A 19,360-nucleotide genomic window follows, 5' to 3' on the forward strand; every position below is an offset into this window, starting at 1 on the left:
GGGGGGGGGGGGGGGTGGGGGGGGGGCCCCCTGCCGCAGGCGATGGTCTCGGTGAGACTCCCTTCCCTCCCCCATCCCCTCCCGCCTGCGGGAGGGGCGTGCTGTTAGGCCATCGTCGGAATCACGAACGCGTTCTCGCCCGTGGCGGAGCCATCGGGCCAGCGCTGCGTCACGGTCTTCACCTTGGTCCAGAAGCGGACGCCCTCCATGCCGTGCTGGTTCACGTCGCCGAACGCGGATCGCTTCCAGCCGCCGAAGCTGTGATAGGCCACCGGCACCGGGATCGGCACGTTGATGCCCACCATCCCCACCTCGACCCGCGCCGCGAATTCGCGCGCGGCGTGGCCGTTGCGGGTGAAGATGGCGACGCCATTGCCATATTGATGCTCGCTCGGCAGGCGCACCGCCGTCTCGAAGTCGGGCGCGCGGACGATCTGCAGGACCGGACCGAAGATTTCCTCGCGATAGCTCTGCATGGCGGGCGTCACCCGGTCGAACAGCGACGGGCCGATGAAGAAGCCCTCCTCATAGCCTTGCAGCTTGAAGCCCCGCCCGTCTACGACTAGCTCCGCGCCTTCATCGACGCCGGTCTGGATCCAGTCCTCGACACGGCGTTTGTGCGCGGCATTCACCACCGGACCATAATGCGCCTGCGCATCGGTCGAGACGCCGACCCGCAGCGCGTCGATCGCCGGGATCAGCTTTTCGCGCAAGGCATCCGCCGTCTTGTCGCCCACCGGCACCACGACCGGCAGCGCCATGCACCGCTCGCCCGCCGAGCCGAAGGCCGCGCCAGACAGGTCGGCGACCACCTGGTCCAGATCGGCGTCGGGCATGACGATGCCGTGGTTCTTGGCCCCGCCCATCGCCTGGACGCGTTTGCCCGCCGCGACCCCGCGGCTGTAGACATAGTGCGCGATGTCGGACGATCCGACAAAGCTGACCGCGCCGATCGCCGGATGATCGAGGATCGCGTCGACCATCGCCTTGTCGCCGTGCACGACCTGCAGGATACCCTCGGGCGCCCCCGCTTCGCGCATCAGTTCGGCGAGGCGCACCGGGACGGACGGGTCGCGCTCGGACGGCTTCAGAATGAAGGCGTTGCCGCAGGCGATGGCGACGCCGAACATCCACATCGGGATCATCGCGGGGAAGTTGAACGGGGTGATCCCCGCCCCGATGCCGACCGGCATCCGCATCGAATAGACGTCGATGCCGGGCCCGGCCCCTTGGGTATATTCGCCCTTCAGCGCATGGGGGATGCCGCAGGCGAACTCGATCACCTCCAGCCCGCGCTGGATGTCGCCCTTGGCATCGGCGATCACCTTGCCATGTTCGGAAGAGAGCAGGTGCGCCAGCGCGTCCATATTCTGCTCGACCAGTTCCTTGAACCGGAACAGCACGCGCGCCCGGCGTTGCGGATTGGTCGCGGCCCAGCCGGGTTGCGCGGCTTGCGCGGCAGAGACGGCGCGGTCCAGCAAAGCGGCATCGCCAAGCGCAACCCGGGCCTGGACCTGGCCGCTATTGGGGTCGAAGACATCGCCCAGACGGGCGTTCGAGGTGTCGATTGCGGTCTCGCCGCCAGCGACCAGATGGTCGATCACGCGCATAATCTCTCCTGTCCCGGGTCTGATGCCCGACTCTCGACATTGTAATTATATTGCTCTGCATTGAAATCCAAGATGGGTCCTCAGAAAAGCGACCAAGCCGCCCGCCGCTACGTCAGACCGCCGGACGCCACCGCCAGGCGACGCCCGACGCGACCAGCGCCGCCACCGATGCCATCAGCAGGGCGCGCGTGCCCCAGAGCGGAAATACCCAGGCGCCGAGTCCCGCGCCGACCAGGAAACCGCTCCACAAAACCAGATAGGGCACCCAGTCCCAGGCCTGTCGCCCGGCGATCGCCTGCGCCAGATGCTGGCCGATCTTGACCAGCGTGCCGGTCATATAGGTGACGCCGATGCTGACCTCTCCGCCGCGTTCGAACGTGGCGTTGGCTGCCCCCATGGCCACGACCATGGCAGGCGCGGTCGCCCCGCCCCAGAACGCGACGCCGCCCAGCAGGATCGCGACGAACAACAGGACCACCGCCTGGCCTGCGACGGGCAGGATCAGCCGGATCAGCGTTCCGACCACGACTCCGCCGACGAACAGGAGGAGCAAGGTCGCCAGGATCGCGGCCCCGCCCGGCATGTCGCCAAAGGGCGAGATCAGGCGGACGGCCAGCATCGTGCCGTTCCCGCTCATGAACGAGACAAAATAGCCACCCAGATGCTGAAAGCCGATCGCGTCAACATAACCCGCCATCATGGCGAGCCCCGCCGCCAGCGGCCAGGTGCGTCGGTCGGATCGGATCATGGCATCGGTCTATCACGCAGGTCGTCGCCATGGCCACCGTCATGGCTCGGCGAGTGCGCCATAAAAATCATCTTGGCGGGATCGGAGCGCGCGGCGGGGCGTTGGGGCGGCTCATGATTGGGCACGTGGTCGGACGAGCATGGGATGGGAAAGCGGAATGGCGGGTGCTCTGGTGGAAATCTGGCTGACCGTCTCGGCGCTGTCCTCGTTGCTCATCGTCCTGATCGCGATCGGGCATAGCGACCTCCGGCGGGAACGACGCCTTCGTCCCCGGACGGCGCGCACCAAGCAATCACCTGCGCACACACCTCATCCGCGATCCCGCCAAACCGGCCGGTAGGTCGGATCGAACTTCAGTGAATCTTTGTCCCCCTCCCAAAGGGAGAGGGAAAAGCAAGGCTGTGACAGATTTCGAGAGGCCTTCGGAACTCCCTATCCGTCCGTCAGAACAGGTGCATCAGCCGGTCCAGCAGGCCAGGGCGCCGCGACCGCATGGCCATATAGCGCGCCCGATCCTCGGCCGCCCGGCGATAAAGGGCGTCCAGCCGCTGTTCGCGCGGCATGTCCGAAATCCGCGGTGGCGGCATGTGACTGGCCATAAAACACCCTCCCTCTGTCGAACCGTTCGAATCGAACGACGAACCGTGACTTTTGTTCCAAAACACGTGACAGTCCGGTCATAGCCGCCCGCTGCCGGCAAGCCGTTGAAATGCATGGATCGTCCCGCATCCAAGGGCGCTCGCCCCCTGCCGATCCGCCTCGATCATGAACGTCTCGTAAGGTTCCCGTAAGGGATGCGTCAGGGATTTCCTCCTATCGGCCGAAGATACATTCAGCCCTTCGCGCCGAAAGAAGACGATGCACGTCAATCCTGCCGACGAAACGCTACCCGAAACCCGCCGCCTGTCCTCCGCACAGCAATGGCGCTGGGTAGGGATGGCGGCCGCCGTGGTGATCGGCGTGCTGATCCTCATCACGGTCATCGGCAAGCTGACCCACAAGGAAGAGGTTCCCCCGCCCCCGCCCCCGCCGGGCACGCTGCGCCTGTCCAAGGATCAGCTGGATGCGATGCCGACGATGCGCGTCGGGCTGGGCGCATCGGGTGACCAGACGATGGCGACCGGGGCGATCACGGTCGATGCCACCCGCTCCACGCCGGTGCTGATGCCCTATGCGGGCCAGGTCGTCCGCGTACTCGCCGATGCGGGCCAGGTGGTGCGCCAGGGCCAGCCGCTGCTCCTGATCAAGACCAGCGACTTCGTGGATGCCCGTGCGGGGCTGTTCTCGGCGCGCGCGGCCTATCAGAATGCGCAGGCGCAGCTGATCGCGGCGCAGCGCAACGCCGACCGCCAGCAGCAGATCTATGAGACCGCCGGCGGCGCGCTGAAGGATTATCAGCAGGCCAAGGCCGACCTCGCCGCCGCGCAGGCGACCGCACGCACCGCCGCCGCCTCGCTGGGCGCGGCACGCGACAAGCTGGCCATCCTCGGCAAGTCGCAGGGCGAGATCAACCGGCTGGAGAATGTCGGCGAGGTTTCCGGCATCCATGACATCACCACGCTGCACGCGCCGATCAGCGGCGTCGTCGCCTCGCGCGATGTCGCGCCCGGCCAATATGTGTCGCAGGGCGGCGACAAGCCGGTGATGACGATCACCGACCCGTCGCGCGTCTGGCTGGTCGCGCAGGTGGCCGAGAGCGATGCCGAGAATGTCCGCGTCGGCGATCCCGTCGAGGTGACGACGCCCGCCATTCCCGGCCGCGTCTTCCACGCGACCATCGACCTGGTCGGCGCCGCGCTCGACCCGCAGACCCACCGCCTGCCCGTCCGCGCCTCAATTCCTAACCCGGACAAGGCGCTGAAGCCGCAAATGTTCGCCAGCTTCGCGATCAAGCACATGAACGCAGGCGAGGCGATCCGCGTCCCCGCCGCCGCCGTCATCCATGAAGGCGACAATGCGCGCGTCTGGATCATGCGTCCCGACGGTCTGCTGGTCGCGCGCGACGTGCAGACCGGCGACTCCGCGAACGGCCTCGTCACCATCACCTCCGGCCTTAAGCCGGGCGAGAAGATCGTCACCTCGGGCGCGCTGTTCGTCAACGAAGCGGGGATCGGCGAATAATGAACCGCATCGTCGACTTTGCGCTGCGTCAGCGACTGCTGATCGTCGGCCTGTTCTTCGCGATGATCGTCGCTGGCGTCATCGGCTTCATCAACCTCAACATCGAAGCTTATCCCGACCCCGTCCCGCCGATGGTCGAGGTCATCACCCAGACCCAAGGTCTGTCGGCCGAGGAGATGGAGCGCAACGTCACCATCCCGATCGAGGTCCAGATGGCGGGCATCCCGCATCTGACCGCGATCCGTGCGATCAGCCTGTTCGGTCTGTCGGACATCAAGATCCAGTTCACCTACGATTACACCAACGAACAGGCACGCCAGCAGGTCATCAACCGCCTGTCGCAGTTGCCGCCGCTGGCCGGTGGCGCGCAGCCGACGCTGTCGCCGACCTCGCCGGTGGGCGAGATCTATCGCTATCGCATCGCCGCGCCCAAGGGCTATTCGGTGATGGACCTGAAGACGCTGCAGGACTGGGTGCTCCAGCGCCGCTTCAAGCGGATTCCGGGCGTGATCGACGTGACCGGCTGGGGCGGCAAGCTGCGCGCCTATGACGTGGTCATCGACCAGAATCGCCTGAACGCCCATGGCGTGACCGTGGCGCAGGTGCTGGCGGCGCTGTCCAAGAGCGACGGCAATGTCGGCGGCCAGACGATCAACTTCGGCGAACAGGCCGCGATCGTGCGCGGCATCGGCCTGATCCAGTCGCCCGACGCGATCCAGAATGTCTTGGTCGGCGAGGCGGGCGGCGCGCCCGTGCTCATCAAGGACGTGGCGACCGTCAAGGTCGGCAATGCGCCGCGCATGGGCATCGCCGGGTACAACAACGACGATGACATCGTGCAGGGCATCGTCCTGATGCAGCGCGGTGCCCAGTCGATGCCGACGATCAAGGCCGTGCAGGCCGAGGTCGCCAACATCAACAATTCGGGCATCCTGCCGCCGGGCGTGCATCTGGAGCGGATCTATGACCGCTCGGACCTGATCAACCTGACCATCCACACCGTCATGGAAAACATGGTGGTGGGCATCCTGCTGATCTTCGCGCTACAGTGGCTGTTCCTCGGCAATCTGCGCTCGGCGATCATCGTGGCGGCGACCATCCCGTTCGCCCTGGCCTTCGCGATCCTGATCCTGGTGCTCCAGGGCGAGAGTGCGAACCTGTTGTCGGTCGGTGCGCTCGACTTCGGTCTGGTCGTCGATGCGTGCGTCATCATGGTGGAGAATATCTTCCGCCACATGGTCGAGCGTTCGGCGGCCGTGGAGAACGGCCAGGGCCGCTACACCATGGCCAGCCGCTTCGGCGCGGTGCTGGGCGCCTCGTCCGAGGTCAGCCGCGGCATCTTCTTCGCCGCTGCCATCATCATCGCAAGTTTCCTGCCGCTATTCACCCTAACCGGGGTGGAAGGTCACATCTTCGGCCCGATGGCCAAGACCTACGCCTATGCCATCACCGGCGGCCTGCTGGCGACCTTCACCGTCGCGCCGGTCCTGTCGACGCTGCTGCTGCCGGACAAGCTGGCCGAGACCGAGACGTTCATCGTCGGCCGCTTGCGCCGCGTCTATGAACCCGCTGCGTCCTTTGCGCTGCGCAACAAGATCGTGACGATCGGCGGCGCAGTGCTGATGATGGGCCTGGCATTCGTCGGCGTGCGGTCGCTGGGCATCGAGTTCCTGCCGCACCTTGAAGAAGGCAATATGTATATCCGCGCCACCCTCCCCTCCTCGATCAGCCTCGAGGCGGGCGAGAAGGTGACCAACGAGGTGCGCAAGATCATCGCGTCCTATCCGGAGACCACGGCGGTGCTGTCCGCCCATGGCCGCCCGGACGACGGCACCGACGCGACCGGCTTCTTCAACGTCGAATTCTTTGTCCCGCTGAAGCCGTTCGACACCTGGCCGTCGGGCATGACCAAGGAGAAGCTGATCGACGAACTGTCGACCAAGCTCGCCAAAAAATATCCAGGCGTCGACTTCTCCTTCTCGCAGATCATCGAGGATAACGTCGAGGAAGCCGCTTCGGGCGTGAAAGGCGCCAATTCGATCAAGCTGTTCGGCCCCGATCTGGTCACGCTGGAAAAGCTGGCCAACCAGATCAAGGCGCAGATGGCCAAGGTGAAGGGCATCGAGGATCTCGGCGTGTTCGAGATCCTGGGCCAGCCGACCGTGCGCATCGACGTCGATCGCGCCAAGGCCGCCCGCTATGGCCTGACGCCCGACGACATCAACCAGACGGTGGCCGCCGCCATCGGTGGCCAGTCGTCCGCCGATCTGTACGAACCCGGCACCGACCGCCACTTCCCGATCATCGTGCGGTTGCAGCCCGCCCAGCGCGACTCGCTGGAATCGGTGCGCAACATCACCATCGGCGCGCCTTCGCCCGACGGCAACGGGACCATCCAGGTGCCGCTGTCCGAGGTCGCCAACGTCAAGCTGACCAGCGGTGCCTCGTTCATCTATCGCGAGCATCAGGAACGCTACGTCCCGATCAAGTTCTCGGTGCGCGGCCGCGACCTGGGCGGCGCGGTCGAGGAGGCGCGCGCGCGGATCAACCAGAATGTCCACCTGCCGCCGGGTTATCACCTGGAATGGGCGGGAGAGCTCGACAACCTGAAGAACGCCATCGCCCGGCTGGAGATCGTGGTGCCGATCAGCCTCGTGCTCATCCTGCTGCTGCTCTACGCCAATTTCGGATCGATGCGCGACAGCCTGCTTGCCTTCTCCGCGATCCCGATGGCGATCGTGGGCGGCGTGCTGGCCCTGGCCCTGACCGGCACGGCGTTCAGCATCTCGGCGGCGATCGGCTTCGTGGCCTTGTTCGGCATCGCGGTGATGGACGGGATTCTGGTCGTCACCACGTTCAACAATGCGATCGACGAGGGTGCGCCGCGCGAGAATGCGCTCGCGACCACCGTCAAGAACAGCCTGCGCCCGGTCGTCATGACCTGTCTGGTGGCCGCCATCGGCCTGTTGCCCGCCGCGCTCTCGCACGGCATCGGCAGCCAGGTGCAGAAGCCGCTGGCGCTGGTCGTGGTCGGCGGTATGACGTTGGCCCCGCTGCTGATCCTGCTGGTCCTGCCGGTGCTGATCAGCCGCTATTCGACCCGCCTGCCCCTGTCGCAGCGCAAGAAGAAGCATGACCCGATGGTCGACGACCAGGGCGATACCACCTCTGACACTGTCTCCGACTCTGGGGTCCCGGCATGAAGCGTTTCCTGACCCTGCCGCTGCTGGCGTGCGTTTCGGCCTGCGCAGTCGGCCCGCATGACCTGGACGCCCATGCCAGCCTGCCGCCGCTGACCCCGGCGCCGGTGATCGCGCCCACCAGCGGCCCGGCGCAGACGGTGTCCGCCACCATCGCGCCCGAGTGGTGGCACGCCTTCGGCAATGCTCAACTCGACGCGCTGGTCGCCGAGGCGCTGGCGCATAACAACGACGTCGCGGTGGCCGAGGCCTCGCTGCGTCAGGCGCAGGAACAGGCGCGCGCGACGCGTGGCTCGCTGCTGTTCCCGCAAGGGGGCGTGAACTACCAGGCGCAGCGGACCCGCGTGTCCAACGCGCTGTCCCCGGCGGTCGCCGACCAGAACCAGCAGCTCTACACGCTGCACACCGCCCAGGTCAGCGTCTCCTATGACGTCGACGCGTTCGGCGGCAACCGGGCGCAGGTCCGCTCCGCCGCAGCGCGCGCCGAAGTGGAGCGACACCAGCTGGATGCCGCGCGGATGACGGTGGCGGCGAACCTCGTCACCGCACTGATCGAGCGGGCGAGCTTGGCCGACCAGATCGCCGCCGCGCAGACGGCGGTGCAGGTCAACCGCGACATCCTGGGTGCGCTGCAACAGCGGCAGCGGCTAGGCGCGGTGGGTGCATCGGATGTGTCGACGCAACAGGCCGCGCTGGCGACCGCCGAGGGCGCCCTGCCCCCGCTCGTCCGCGCCGAGGCCGCCCAGCGCACCGTCATCGCGACGCTGATCGGCCGCCCGGCGGGATCGGGGCTGCCGCCCCTGCCCGAGCTGGCGCAGCTGACCCTGCCGACCGAACTGCCCGCCATCGTGCCATCCGAGCTGGTCCAGCGTCGCCCCGATGTTCTGGCGGCACAGGCGCAGTTGCAGGGCGCAGGGGCAGATGTCGGCGCCGCCATAGCTGCGCGCCTGCCCAGCATCCAGCTGTCGGCCAATGCCGGCGGCTCAGCGCAGAATTTCGGCGACATGTTCAAGAGCGGCAATCCCTTCTGGGCGCTGCTCGGCGGGATCACTCAGCCGATCTTCCACGCCAATGCGCTGCGCCACCAGCAAAAGGCGGCGGAAGCCGCGCTGGAAGGCGCCAAGGCGCAGTATCGCGCGGCGGTGCTCCAGGCGTTCGGCAATGTCGCGGATTCGCTGACCGGCCTGTCCACCGACGCGCAGGCACTGGACGCCGCGCAGCGGGCCAGCAACGCGGCGGGCCAGGCGCTGACCTTCGCCCGGCGACAGCTGGCGCTGGGCGATGTGGGGACGTTGCAACTGCTCAACGCGACCGCGACGGACGCGCAGGCACGGTCGCAGCTGATCCAGGCGAAGGCCGCGCGGATGACCGACACGGTTGCGCTGTTCCAGGCCGCCGGGGGGCCGGTTACGGGGTCTTGAGGGGTTACGGGGCTGGGCTGACACCGCTCATCCCTCACCTCCGTTCCGCCTGAGCGAAGTCGAAGGCCATGGGCCTCGCTTCGCGCGGAGGCGCGGAAGGCGCAGAGATCGCGTTCTTTGAGATAACGCCGCCCCAAATACTGCTCTGTTCCCCGGCGAAGGCCGGGGCCCAGTTGTCATAGACTTGAAGGCGCGCTGCGTCGGTGCGTGGGAGGCAAGACCCGCCCGTCGTCGACGGCGCATCGCAACTGGGCCCCGGCCTTCGCCGGGGAACAGAAGAATGTTGAGGGGCCGCTCTGGAGAAGGCTCTCTCTGCGCGAACCGAATCCCGTGGCCTTCGACTTCGCTCAGGCCGAACGGAGGGTGGGATTTCGCCCAACGAAAAAGGGGAGGACCTTCGCCCTCCCCTTCGTCAGAACAACCTGGTCAGCAGGTAGAACCCCGCCCCCATCACGGCCGAAGCCGGAATGGTGATGATCCAGGCGATCACCACATTCCCTGCCACGCCCCATCGCACCGCCGACGCCCGCCGCGCCACACCCGCGCCGATGATCGAGCCGGTGATGGTGTGCGTGGTCGACACCGGAATCCCCAGCGCCGAGGCGCAGAAGATCACGATCGAGCCGGCGGTCGAGGCGCTGAACCCCTGATGCTGCGACAGCTTGGTGATGCGGCTGCCCATCGTCTCGATGATCTTCCAGCCGCCGGTCATCGTGCCCAGCGCCATCGCGACATAGCAGGAGATGGCGACCCAGTGCGGCACCTCGAACGGGCCGGTCAGCCGCCCGGTCGAATAGAGGAGGACGGTGATGATCCCCATCGTCTTCTGCGCATCGTTCAGGCCGTGGCTGAGCGAATAGGCCGCCGAGGAGACGAGGTGCAGCGCGCGGAAGCTGCGCTCCGCCTGCCCCGCCGTCGACCGGCGCAAAGCCCAGCTGCTCAGCAGCATGACCAGCATGGCCAGCATCATGCCCAGCATCGGCGACAGCACGATCGCGATCAGCGTCTTGTTGAGACCCGCCCACTGGACCGCACCCATGCCCGCATGGGCGATGCCCGCACCGACCAGCCCGCCGACCAGCGCATGGCTGGAGGACGACGGGATGCCGCGCAGCCAGGTGATGACGTTCCACGCCATCGCCCCGCCCAGCGCGCCGAAGATGACGGCGGGCGTCACCACGTCCTGCGCGATCAGGCCCTTGCCGACCGTCTCCGCCACCTTGTGCAGGCTGGGAAAGGCGACGGTCAGGAAATAGGCCGCGAAGTTGAAGAAGGCCGCAAAACCGACCGCCGCGACCGGCGACAACAGCCGGGTCGCGACCACCGTCGCGATCGAATTGGCCGCGTCGTGCAGCCCGTTGAGATAGTCGAACGCCAGCGCGACCAGGATCAGGCCGGCCAGGAGCGGAAAGGCGAGTTCGTGCATGATCCGCGCCTCAGGCGTGATCGATGACGATGCCGTCGATCTCGTCGGCGACATCCTCGAACGCGTCGAGGATGCGCTCCAGATGCTTGTACACTTCCTTCTCGATCACGAAGCGCAGCGTGTCGCGCTCGCCGCATTCGTCCAGCGTGCGCTTCAGGCCCGCCGCATGGATGTCGTCTGCGCGCCCCTCCAGCCGGACCAGTTCCTCGGTCAGCGCGTGCAGGCGGTCGCCGTTGCGCGCGACGTCGCGCATCAACGGCATCGCCTCGACGGTCAGCTTGGCCGCCTCGGCCGCGACCGCCGCCATCTCGCGCATTTCGGGCGCGAAGTTGGTCAGGCGATAGAGGCCGATCGCGGTGGCCGCCGCGTTCATCTCGTCGATCGTGTCGTCCAGCGAGCCGATCAGCGAGGTGATCGAGGCGCGGTCGAACGGCGTCAGGAAGGTCGAGCGGACCGAGGTCAGCACCTGTCGCGTGATCTCATCAGCGTCATGCTCGCGCGCGGCGACCGCGGCGGTCTCGTCGGCGGTATTGCCCTGTGTGTCGAACAGCCGGACGGTGGCTTCGGCCCCCGCCAGGATGGTGGCGGCTTGCGCCTCGAACAGCTCGAAGAAATTCCCCGTCTTCGGCAGGAGGCGTTGGAACCAGGCGAACATCAGTCGGTAAACCCCGATAGTGATCCGATAACGTACACGTCTTCAGGCCATGACCGATCGGGCCACGGCGAAACGCCGGACCGTCAAGGGGTCAGGAACCGAGGATGGCACGAACGCCGCCCCCCTGACCAGACGCAGGCCCTCCGTCAAGCAAAACCGGGTTACAACTCCATGACACAGGGGTCCAGAGCGACCCCGCCGGAGGGGTCGGGCCATGGGCATCGCCTGCCCGTAAATTCAGGCGCCATTGTGGTTTTTGCGCATCACCTCTGTCACGCGAGCGCCATAATGCATCACTAACCGCCGCTCGCACCGGGAGAAATTAATCAGTCGGGCGGCGCGAACCGCCCCTCGGAACGTGGGGAACATATGAAATCCGTTATCAAGACCGCGGCGCTGCTGGGCGCCGCGTGGGGGACGCTGGCGGCCGTGCCGGCGATTGCGCAGACCACCGCTACTGCCGAGCAGGGTGCCGTCACCCCGGCCGACAACGGCCCCGATCAGGGCCTGGGCGAAATCACCGTCACCGCCGAGCGTCGTTCGGAGAATCTGAACCGCGTGCCGGTGTCGGTCGGCGTGGTCAGCGGATCGAACCTGCGCACCTTCCAGCAGGGCGGCGAGGACATCCTGGCGCTGTCGGGCCGCGTCCCCGGCCTGTATGCGGAAACCACCACGGGCCGCATCTTCCCGCGCTTCTATATTCGCGGCCTGGGCAATATCGACTTCTATCTGGGCGCGTCGCAGCCCGTGTCGATCATCCAGGACGATGTCGTGCTGGAGCATGTCGTGCTGAAGTCGAACCCGGTGTTCGACGTCGACCAGGTCGAGGTGCTGCGCGGGCCGCAGGGTTCGCTGTTCGGCCGCAACACGACCGCCGGCATCATCAAGTTCGACACGATCAAGCCGACGCAGAGCTTCCAGAGCCGCGCCACGGCGTCGATCGGCAGCTATAACACGATGAGCCTGGACGCCGGTGTCGGCGGTCCGCTGATCCGCGACCTGCTGTCCTTCCGCCTGTCGGCGCTGGTCCAGCACCGCGACAACTGGGTCGACAACACCTATTCGGGCACCAGCCTGGACCGCACCCTGACCCCGAAGAACGACGCGATGGGCGGCTTCACCGAGCGCGACGTGCGGCTCCAGCTGCTCCTCACGCCGACCGACACGCTGTCGTTCAACCTGTCCGGCCATGCCCGCTGGTATGACGGCACCTCGACGCTGTTCCACCGCGCCGCGCTGAAGAAGGGCTCGAACGACGCCTCGGCCGAGCCGCGCGACCGCGTCGCCTATGACGAGGGCCAGAACAACCCGCAGGCCTACGACACGCAGGGCACCTCGCTGCGCGCCAGCTGGGATCTGGGTGGCGCCGAGCTGAGCTCGATCACCGCCTATGAGACGACGGCCGGGTACAGCAAGGGCGACACCGATGGCGGCGCCGCGACGAACTATCCGTTCAACGGCGTGGCGAACGGCTATGGCCTGAGCATGGGTCAGGTGCGCGGGCTCGACCAGTGGTCGCAGGAAGTCCGCCTGGCCTCGACCGGCACGGGCGCCTTCAAGTGGCAGCTCGGCGGCATCTATTTCGACAGCCGCGACATCACCGACTTCTACCAGCGCGCCTATTTCACCGGCACCAACCCCAACAACTGGGCGCGCCTGCACGACGTCAACACCTCGTGGGGCGTGTTCGGCCAGGTCAGCTATCAGGCGACCGATCGCCTGACCCTGACCGCGGGTGGCCGCGTCAGCCAGGATACGAAGCACACCACGCTGATCAAGGACCCGGCGTCGGCCGCGGGCGTCAGCACCTTCGGCAACAACCCGCGCTACGTGCGCCTGTCGGATACCCAGCCCAGCTGGGACGTGTCGGCGCTCTATGCGGTCGATCCGAACGTGAACGTCTATGTCCGCGCGGCTCAGGGCTTCCGTGGCCCGACGATCCAGGCGCGCTCGGCCGTGTTCGGTTCGCGCTTCTCGACCGCCACGTCGGAAACCAACCTGTCGTTCGAGACGGGCGTCAAGTCGAAGCTGTTCGACAACACGCTGCGCCTGAACGCCGCCGCCTTTGCGTATCGCGTGAAGAACATCCAGCTGAACGGCAACGACACGGACGGCAACGGCGTGCTGCTGAACGCGAACAAGGCGGTGGCATACGGCCTGGAAGCCGATGCGCAGTGGCTGCCGGTGCGCAACCTGACCCTGTCGGCGGGCGTCAGCCTGCTCCACTCGGAAATCCGCGACCGCAACGTCCGGGTCCAGACCTGCGGCCTGAACGGCGTGATGGTCTGCACCGTGCTGAACGGCCCGGTGGCGCAGCTCGGCACGGGCACGCGCGCGACCTTCTTCGTGCCGATCAACGGCAACCCGCTGCCCAACGCGCCGGAATATAACGTCAACCTGGCGGCCAAGTACGACATCCCTCTGGCCAACCAGGGCAAGGCGTTCATTTCCACTGACTGGAACCTGCAGGGCTATACGAACTTCGTCCTGTACCGGACCAAGGAGTTCACCTCGAACGGCAATTTCGAAGGCGGCCTGAGCATCGGCTATTCGGCGCCCAACGACGACTGGAGCCTGTCGGTCTTCGCCCGCAACATCACGAACCAGAAAAATCTGAAGGGCGTGATCGAGAACTATATGGCGGCCGTGTTCAACGAACCGCGCATCATCGGTGTGTCGTTCAGCGGCAAGTATCGCTGATCGGGTGATCGATTGATGAGAAGGCCCGTCCCTCCGTGTGAGGGGCGGGCTTTTTGTTGCCCGTCGTCCGTCCAGTATGAGCGGCGGCGCTGGGGCCAAACGACCAGCGAGCCGCATTTAAGTCCCTCCTCCCGGCAGGGGAGTTTCAGGTCGGTCATGCCACCGGCATGACCTAAACGATGCGGGGCATCGTTTACCTGAAACTGGTTTGGGGTGGGGGCGCGGCCACAGGCGATGTAGCTCGTGGCCAGGCCCTCCCCCATCCCCTCCCGCCTGCGGGAGGGGAGCCGCAAGAGGTGCAGTCTCGTCTCCGCCTCAAACGTCCGCCAAAAACACCACCCCCGGAATCGCAACACTCCGCCCGGTCGCGATCAACCGCCCATCCGGACCGACCCGGAACGCATTCACCGTCCCCGACCGCTCGTTCGCCACCAGCATCTCCCCCCGTCCCTCGCGCAGCAGGAAGAAGCGCGGCCAGTTGCCGCCGGTCGGTACATGCTGCACCGCCTCGGGCTCGCCCTTCGCGTCGAGGCGGAACACGGTGATGCTGTTCGCCCCGCGATTGGAGACGTAGAGCGTCCGCCCCGCCCGGTCGATCGCGATATGCCCGGCATAGGAAGCAGGACCACCCTCGGGCACCAGAGTCCGCTCGCCTGCGTCACGGAACAGGCCGTCGGGCAGCGCGTCGAGGACGAACAGCCGCGTCTGCAACTCGCAGGCGACATAGGCACGCGGCAGGGTCGGATGGTGGACCATGTGCCGCGGCCCCACCCCCGCCGGCGCTTGCCAGGCGACCACCGGCTCGGCCAGCGTCCGGGCTGCGGGATCGAAGCGATAGGCGAAGATCGCATCCGCCCCCAGATCGACCGAATGCAGCCAGCGCCGGTCCGGGCTGAACCCCACCCAATGGGCGTGCGGCCCCGCTTGCCGCGCGGTGTTCGGGCCGTGGCCGTGATGCTGAAAGACCTGCGCCTCGCCCGGCGCACCGGTCTTGCGGTCGAGCCGGTAGAAGGCGACCGAGCCGCTGGAATAATTGGCGACCGCCAGGCACGCCGAGGACCGGTCCAGCGCGACATGGCACGGGTCGGCGCCGCCGGTCGATGCGCCGCCCCGGACCTTCCAGCCGGGACCATAGCCCGTCACCCGCCCCTCGGCCTGTTCGCGCAACAGGTAGAAGGCGCCGCCCGGTCCGTTGCCGACACCATAAGAGGCGTTGACGATCCCCGTTACGGGCGTGGCCACCCGGCCATCGACGATCGGATAGAGGCCCTTGCCGCCTTCGTTGGCATAGGTGCCCGCGATCAGCCGATCGCGCCCCGGCGTCCGCGCCAGAGCGGGCGTCGCGGCACCCAGCCCGACCGCTACCGCCCCCGCCATCACCTCGCGCCGTGTCGTCGTCATGCCGCCCTCTCCTTTGGCGGCCGTTGAACGCGAAAGGGGGCGGGAAGGCAATGACCTTCCCGCCCCCCAGGCGCATGCGATACGATCAGTCGATCAGATCGCGACCACGCCGCCGTCATTCTTGGTGATGACGATCGTCGCCGAACGCGGGCGCACGGTCGCGGCCGCACTGCCCGACTGGCTGGCGGGCCAGTTGCTGGTCGGGGCGGCGACGCCGCTGGCATCCTCGCCCGGATGCTGGATGTTGACGAAGACCGAGGTGCCGTCCGGCGTCGAGTGGATGCCGGTGATCTCGCACTGCTTCGGGCCGACCAGGAAGCGCTTCAGCGTCACGCCCGGCGCCTTGCCGATGCGGGTGGTGACGGTCGCCGACGCGCTCCCTGCACTGCTCGTCACCGAACGGGTGCCGCCATCGCCGACCCGGCCGGGAATCGCGGCCAGCATCATGCAGTTGGTGACGTCGGTGAAGGCGCCGTCATCGGTCTGGATCCACATCACCGGCGTCTGCTGCCCGGCGACATTGCTTGGCAGGCTGAACCACAGGCCGTCGGGCGACGAGAAGTCGTTGGTCGCGTCCAGCCCCGACAGGTTGATGTTGGTCGGATCGAGGTCCGCGCCCGCGCCAAAGGCATAGACGTCCCAGGTGAAGCTGGTCGCCTCGGTCGTGTCGTTCGTCTCGCGCAGGCGGATGATATGGCCGTTGCGGTTGCCGACCGAGGTCGAGGGCGGATCGACATAGGCGCGCGGATTGGCCGCATCGACGCCGGTCAGGCTGCCCGAGGCGACCGGGCGGCGCGAGGCGTTGTTGGTCAGCGTGCAATACATCTCGCCGGTCGCCGGGTTCACGGCGGTCCATTCCGGCCGGTCCATCTTGGTCGCGCCCAGCACGTCGGCGGCGAGGCGCGTGTTGATCAGGACGTCAGCCTGGTCGGCGAAAGCATAGCTGCTGTTCGAGGCGGTCAGCCCGTTCTGACCGAACACCAACGGCATCCACATGCCGGTGCCGTCGGCGTTGAACTTGGCGACATAAAGCGTGCCGTTATCGAGATATTTGTCGCCCACCGCCAGGCGGTCGCTGGCGGACGCATCCGAAGCGCTCCACGGCGTCGCCGACACGAATTTGTAGATATATTCGTTCTGCGCGTCGTCGCCCATGTAGAAGGCCGGACGAACCCCCGCGATCATCCGGCCGCTCTGGCAACCTTCATGGTTCATACGGCCGAGCGCGGTGCGCTTGCGCGGGGTGGAATTGGGGTTGAACGGGTCGATCTCGACCACCCAGCCGAACTGGAACGGCTCGTGCCGGAAATCGGCGGTGCCGTCTGCGGCCAGTGCGGCATTGGCGGTCGCGTTCCAGCGGCGGAAGACCGTGCTCGACGCATCGGACGGCGTCACCGTCGTCCAGCCATAATTGCCCGAGCGCCCCTCGGTGATGCCGTAACGGGCGAGCGAGGTGTTCTGCGTGGCCGTCGTCGTGGCCCGCACCGCCGCATCGCCCGAGGTGCGCCGGAAATAGCCTGCCCAATTCTCTTCGTTGGTCAGGTACGTGTTCCACGCCATCGTGCCGTTGGCGCAGTTGTTGATCGTGCCGCGCCCCATGCTGCCATCGGTCGAATAGGCGGTCTTCAGCCAGGCATTGCCCTTGACCGGGCCGCTGAATGCCATCGGCGTGTTCGGCGTGATGCGGCGATTCAGCGACGAACCCTGGACATAGGCCCAGGCGCCGCCCGAGCGCGATACCTCGACCACCGAGACGCCGTGGCACTCGATTTCCTTGATCGCCTCCGATTCGGGGCGCGGCGACGGCGACGGGCCGTTGGCGTGGAGATAGAGCTGGGTGATGTTCTCGTGGTTCAGCACTAGCAGGCCGCGCGTGCTGCTCGTCGGATCGGGGCTGGCCCCGCTGGCGGCAAGGCCGAAATAGCTCATGCCGTCATGATGGTCGCCCGCGCGCTGGGCATAGTTGGTGTCGGTGCCGTTATTGGCAAAGGCGGGCACGCTACCGCTGATCGGATCGCCCAGGCGATAGAGCACGGTGACGCTATAGCCCGAGGGCACCGTGACGATGTCCGCCAGGCTGTGCGGCACGGCGGTGAAGTCGAGCGTGATCGGCGTGACGGTCACGGTCACGCTGTTGTTGGTGACCAGGCCGTCGCGGCTGGTGATCTCCAGGTTGAAGCCCAGCTGAGTCGCGGTCGCCACCGCAGGCGCGCGGAACGACGCGACCAGCTGGTTGGCGTTGGTCAGCGTGACCGAAGGCCCTGCCGTCTGGCTCCAGTTGACGTTCGCGACCTGGCCGCTGGCGACGGTACCGGTCAGGGTGACGGCACGGCCCGCCGCGACGCTGGCGGTGCTGCCCGCCGCAGTCGCCTGCACGGCCTGCGGATTCTCGTCGTCGCAACCGCTGAGCAACATGCCGCCGAACAGCGCGGTGGTCATCGCCGACACGCCGTGGCGCAGCGTCTGGCGGCGTGACAGGCGGGTGGCGATCAGGTCGCTCATATGGGTGTTGGTCGAACGATTGGTGTCGATGTCGCCATCGTCATAGGCGACCAGGCTGTTGATATCCGACATGGAAAATCCCCCGGCGCCGCGCGAGGAGCTGCGCGGTCTGTGGGCGATGCTTTGCCGCCCGACCAAGTCACACAGGCGTCATTTCGGCGTCATCCGAATGACCCTTGCATGACCATTGGATGACACTCACGTCATTCTTTGGCGATGCTTGACTCGCCCCCGCCATACGCCTAAGGGCGTCCCCGCATCCGGATGGGCTTGCCCGTTCGGATTCCGTCCTAGACAGCAGGTGCCGGGGAATATGCCCTGGCTTAATCTCCTGCCGAGACGGGGAAAAGGATTTTGCCGGTCGTACCACTTGCTGGTCCCGCCCGGTCTGCCCCGCGTTTCTCACGCGTCGGTTGCCCATTCCCCATCGCTGGACACCCCGAGGGGTGGTCACACCCCCCGGTCAAGCAACCGGGATGACCGTTCGCGGTCGTTCCAACCATGGAGAATGGCATGGATCGCGATCAAAAGAGCCAGGCCGTCGCCGAACTGAACCGCAACTTCAACGAGGTTGGCGTGGTGGTCATCACCCGCAACCACGGCATGACCGTCGCCCAGTCGACGGCCCTGCGCACGAAGATGCGGGAAGCCGGCGCGACCTACAAGGTCTCGAAGAACCGGCTTGCCAAGATCGCAGCCCAGGGCACCGACTATGCCGGTGTCGCTGACATGCTGACGGGTCCCGTCGGCATTGCCAGCTCGATCGATCCCGTGGCCGCCGCCAAGGTGGCCGTGGAATTCGCCAAGACGACCGACAAGTTCGAGATCGTCGGCGGATCGATGGGTGCGAACGTCCTTGATGTCGCAGGCGTGCAGGCGCTGGCGACTCTGCCCTCGCTGGACGAGCTCCGGGCGAAGCTGGTTGGTCTCATCGTGGCGCCTGCCACGAAGCTGGCCACCATCACCCAGGCTCCCGCGGCGCAGATCGCCCGCGTCCTCGCGGCTTATGCCGACAAGGACAAGGAAGCCGCCTGATCTTCGGGCGAATACGACGATTTGAACTGACACACTCGGGCCATTTTACCCGGCCCGTATTGGAGATAAGAACATGGCAGACCTGAACGCGCTGGTTGACCAGCTGAGCGAGCTGACCGTCCTCGAGGCCGCTGAGCTCTCGAAGATGCTTGAAGAGAAGTGGGGCGTCTCGGCCGCCGCTGCTGTTGCCGCGGCTCCTGCTGCTGGCGGCGCTGCTGCTCCGGCCGCTGAAGAGAAGACCGAATTCGACGTGATCCTCACCGGCGACGGTGGCAAGAAGATCAACGTCATCAAGGAAGTCCGCGCGATCACCGGCCTGGGCCTGACCGAAGCCAAGGCGCTGGTCGAAGGCGCTCCGAAGCCCGTCAAGGAAGGCATTGCCAAGGACGAGGCCGAGAAGATCAAGAAGCAGCTCGAAGAAGCCGGCGCGACCGTCGAGCTCAAGTAATCGGCTGCGGGGGCAACCCCGCACCCGTTCGCTTGGCGAGCTAAAGAAAGGGCGGCCCCTTAGCGGGGGTCGCCCTTTTCTTATGGGCCGACC

At 66.7% G+C, this 19,360-nt stretch carries 13 protein-coding genes; 6 read left to right on the forward strand and 7 right to left on the reverse strand.

Features of this window, described 5'->3' with window-relative positions; translation table 11 throughout:
• Positions 1-104: 104 nt before the first annotated feature.
• The 3 genes from QZ546_RS16550 to QZ546_RS16560 form a co-directional block, all read right to left on the reverse strand.
• Positions 105-1,610, reverse strand: a complete 1,506-nt coding sequence (locus QZ546_RS16550; protein ID WP_294239996.1) for a CoA-acylating methylmalonate-semialdehyde dehydrogenase — start codon at positions 1,608-1,610, stop codon at positions 105-107.
• A 112-nt stretch (positions 1,611-1,722) separates the two neighbouring features.
• Positions 1,723-2,358 carry a YoaK family protein gene (locus tag QZ546_RS16555; protein WP_294239999.1) on the reverse strand — a complete coding sequence of 212 codons (636 nt, stop codon included), beginning with the start codon at positions 2,356-2,358 and terminating at the stop codon, positions 1,723-1,725.
• Positions 2,359-2,801: 443 nt separating this feature from the next.
• Positions 2,802-2,957: a hypothetical protein gene (locus QZ546_RS16560; protein ID WP_294240004.1), complete on the reverse strand. Its 156-nt coding sequence runs from the start codon at positions 2,955-2,957 to the stop codon at positions 2,802-2,804.
• Positions 2,958-3,216: 259 nt separating this feature from the next.
• Between QZ546_RS16560 and QZ546_RS16565 the strand changes: the two genes are divergently transcribed.
• Genes QZ546_RS16565 through QZ546_RS16575 form a run of 3 tightly spaced genes read left to right on the forward strand, consistent with a single transcriptional unit; the run spans position 3,217 to position 9,100 of the window.
• Positions 3,217-4,479, forward strand: coding sequence for an efflux RND transporter periplasmic adaptor subunit (locus QZ546_RS16565; protein WP_294240007.1), 1,263 nt, complete (start codon positions 3,217-3,219; stop codon positions 4,477-4,479).
• Positions 4,479-7,682, forward strand: a complete 3,204-nt coding sequence (locus tag QZ546_RS16570; RefSeq protein ID WP_294240009.1) for a CusA/CzcA family heavy metal efflux RND transporter — start codon at positions 4,479-4,481, stop codon at positions 7,680-7,682. Before QZ546_RS16565 ends, QZ546_RS16570 begins: the two co-directional genes overlap by 1 nt.
• The gene (locus tag QZ546_RS16575; RefSeq protein ID WP_294240013.1) at positions 7,679-9,100 is read left to right on the forward strand and encodes an efflux transporter outer membrane subunit; all 1,422 of its coding nucleotides are present in this window, start codon (positions 7,679-7,681) and stop codon (positions 9,098-9,100) included. Before QZ546_RS16570 ends, QZ546_RS16575 begins: the two co-directional genes overlap by 4 nt.
• 412 nt (positions 9,101-9,512) lie before the next feature.
• Here the strand turns inward: QZ546_RS16575 and QZ546_RS16580 are convergent, their stop codons facing one another.
• Together QZ546_RS16580 and QZ546_RS16585 are read right to left on the reverse strand one after the other, a co-directional pair.
• On the reverse strand, positions 9,513-10,526 hold the full coding sequence (locus QZ546_RS16580; RefSeq protein ID WP_294240016.1) for an inorganic phosphate transporter: 1,014 nt from the start codon (positions 10,524-10,526) through the stop codon (positions 9,513-9,515).
• Positions 10,527-10,536: 10 nt separating this feature from the next.
• Entirely contained in the window at positions 10,537-11,181 is a 645-nt protein-coding gene (locus tag QZ546_RS16585) for a DUF47 domain-containing protein (RefSeq protein ID WP_294240018.1), read from the reverse strand.
• A 369-nt stretch (positions 11,182-11,550) separates the two neighbouring features.
• Here QZ546_RS16585 and QZ546_RS16590 point away from each other — a divergent pair, with 369 nt between their 5' ends.
• The gene (locus QZ546_RS16590; RefSeq protein ID WP_294240022.1) at positions 11,551-13,881 is read left to right on the forward strand and encodes a TonB-dependent receptor; all 2,331 of its coding nucleotides are present in this window, start codon (positions 11,551-11,553) and stop codon (positions 13,879-13,881) included.
• Between the two features lie 315 nt (positions 13,882-14,196).
• Here QZ546_RS16590 and QZ546_RS16595 read toward each other — a convergent pair whose 3' ends face one another.
• Positions 14,197-15,282 (reverse strand): lactonase family protein, encoded by a 1,086-nt coding sequence (locus tag QZ546_RS16595; protein WP_294240024.1) that lies wholly within the window; start codon positions 15,280-15,282, stop codon positions 14,197-14,199.
• A 93-nt stretch (positions 15,283-15,375) separates the two neighbouring features.
• The gene (locus QZ546_RS16600; protein WP_294240026.1) at positions 15,376-17,856 is read right to left on the reverse strand and encodes an alkaline phosphatase PhoX; all 2,481 of its coding nucleotides are present in this window, start codon (positions 17,854-17,856) and stop codon (positions 15,376-15,378) included.
• Between the two features lie 441 nt (positions 17,857-18,297).
• Here QZ546_RS16600 and rplJ point away from each other — a divergent pair, with 441 nt between their 5' ends.
• Together rplJ and rplL are read left to right on the forward strand one after the other, a co-directional pair.
• Positions 18,298-18,819 (forward strand): 50S ribosomal protein L10, encoded by a 522-nt coding sequence (gene rplJ, locus QZ546_RS16605; protein ID WP_294240028.1) that lies wholly within the window; start codon positions 18,298-18,300, stop codon positions 18,817-18,819.
• Between the two features lie 73 nt (positions 18,820-18,892).
• Positions 18,893-19,267 carry a 50S ribosomal protein L7/L12 gene (rplL, locus tag QZ546_RS16610; protein ID WP_007403895.1) on the forward strand — a complete coding sequence of 125 codons (375 nt, stop codon included), beginning with the start codon at positions 18,893-18,895 and terminating at the stop codon, positions 19,265-19,267.
• The last annotated feature ends 93 nt before the right edge of the window (positions 19,268-19,360 follow it).

The organism is uncultured Sphingomonas sp. (genome assembly GCF_913062585.1).
Lineage (GTDB): Bacteria > Pseudomonadota > Alphaproteobacteria > Sphingomonadales > Sphingomonadaceae > Sphingomonas.

What these genes read in the sequence shown, in the direction of transcription:
- QZ546_RS16575 (WP_294240013.1), top strand. Translation starts at nt 7,679, where the DNA reads ATGAAGCGTTTCCTGACCCTGCCGCTGCTGGCGTGCGTTTCGGCCTGC.
- QZ546_RS16550 (WP_294239996.1), bottom strand. Translation starts at nt 1,610, where the DNA reads ATGCGCGTGATCGACCATCTGGTCGCTGGCGGCGAGACCGCAATCGAC.
- QZ546_RS16595 (WP_294240024.1), bottom strand. Translation starts at nt 15,282, where the DNA reads ATGACGACGACACGGCGCGAGGTGATGGCGGGGGCGGTAGCGGTCGGG.
- QZ546_RS16600 (WP_294240026.1), bottom strand. Translation starts at nt 17,856, where the DNA reads ATGTCGGATATCAACAGCCTGGTCGCCTATGACGATGGCGACATCGAC.
- rplL (WP_007403895.1), top strand. Translation starts at nt 18,893, where the DNA reads ATGGCAGACCTGAACGCGCTGGTTGACCAGCTGAGCGAGCTGACCGTC.
- rplJ (WP_294240028.1), top strand. Translation starts at nt 18,298, where the DNA reads ATGGATCGCGATCAAAAGAGCCAGGCCGTCGCCGAACTGAACCGCAAC.
- QZ546_RS16565 (WP_294240007.1), top strand. Translation starts at nt 3,217, where the DNA reads ATGCACGTCAATCCTGCCGACGAAACGCTACCCGAAACCCGCCGCCTG.
- QZ546_RS16590 (WP_294240022.1), top strand. Translation starts at nt 11,551, where the DNA reads ATGAAATCCGTTATCAAGACCGCGGCGCTGCTGGGCGCCGCGTGGGGG.
- QZ546_RS16560 (WP_294240004.1), bottom strand. Translation starts at nt 2,957, where the DNA reads ATGGCCAGTCACATGCCGCCACCGCGGATTTCGGACATGCCGCGCGAA.
- QZ546_RS16570 (WP_294240009.1), top strand. Translation starts at nt 4,479, where the DNA reads ATGAACCGCATCGTCGACTTTGCGCTGCGTCAGCGACTGCTGATCGTC.
- QZ546_RS16580 (WP_294240016.1), bottom strand. Translation starts at nt 10,526, where the DNA reads ATGCACGAACTCGCCTTTCCGCTCCTGGCCGGCCTGATCCTGGTCGCG.
- QZ546_RS16555 (WP_294239999.1), bottom strand. Translation starts at nt 2,358, where the DNA reads ATGATCCGATCCGACCGACGCACCTGGCCGCTGGCGGCGGGGCTCGCC.
- QZ546_RS16585 (WP_294240018.1), bottom strand. Translation starts at nt 11,181, where the DNA reads ATGTTCGCCTGGTTCCAACGCCTCCTGCCGAAGACGGGGAATTTCTTC.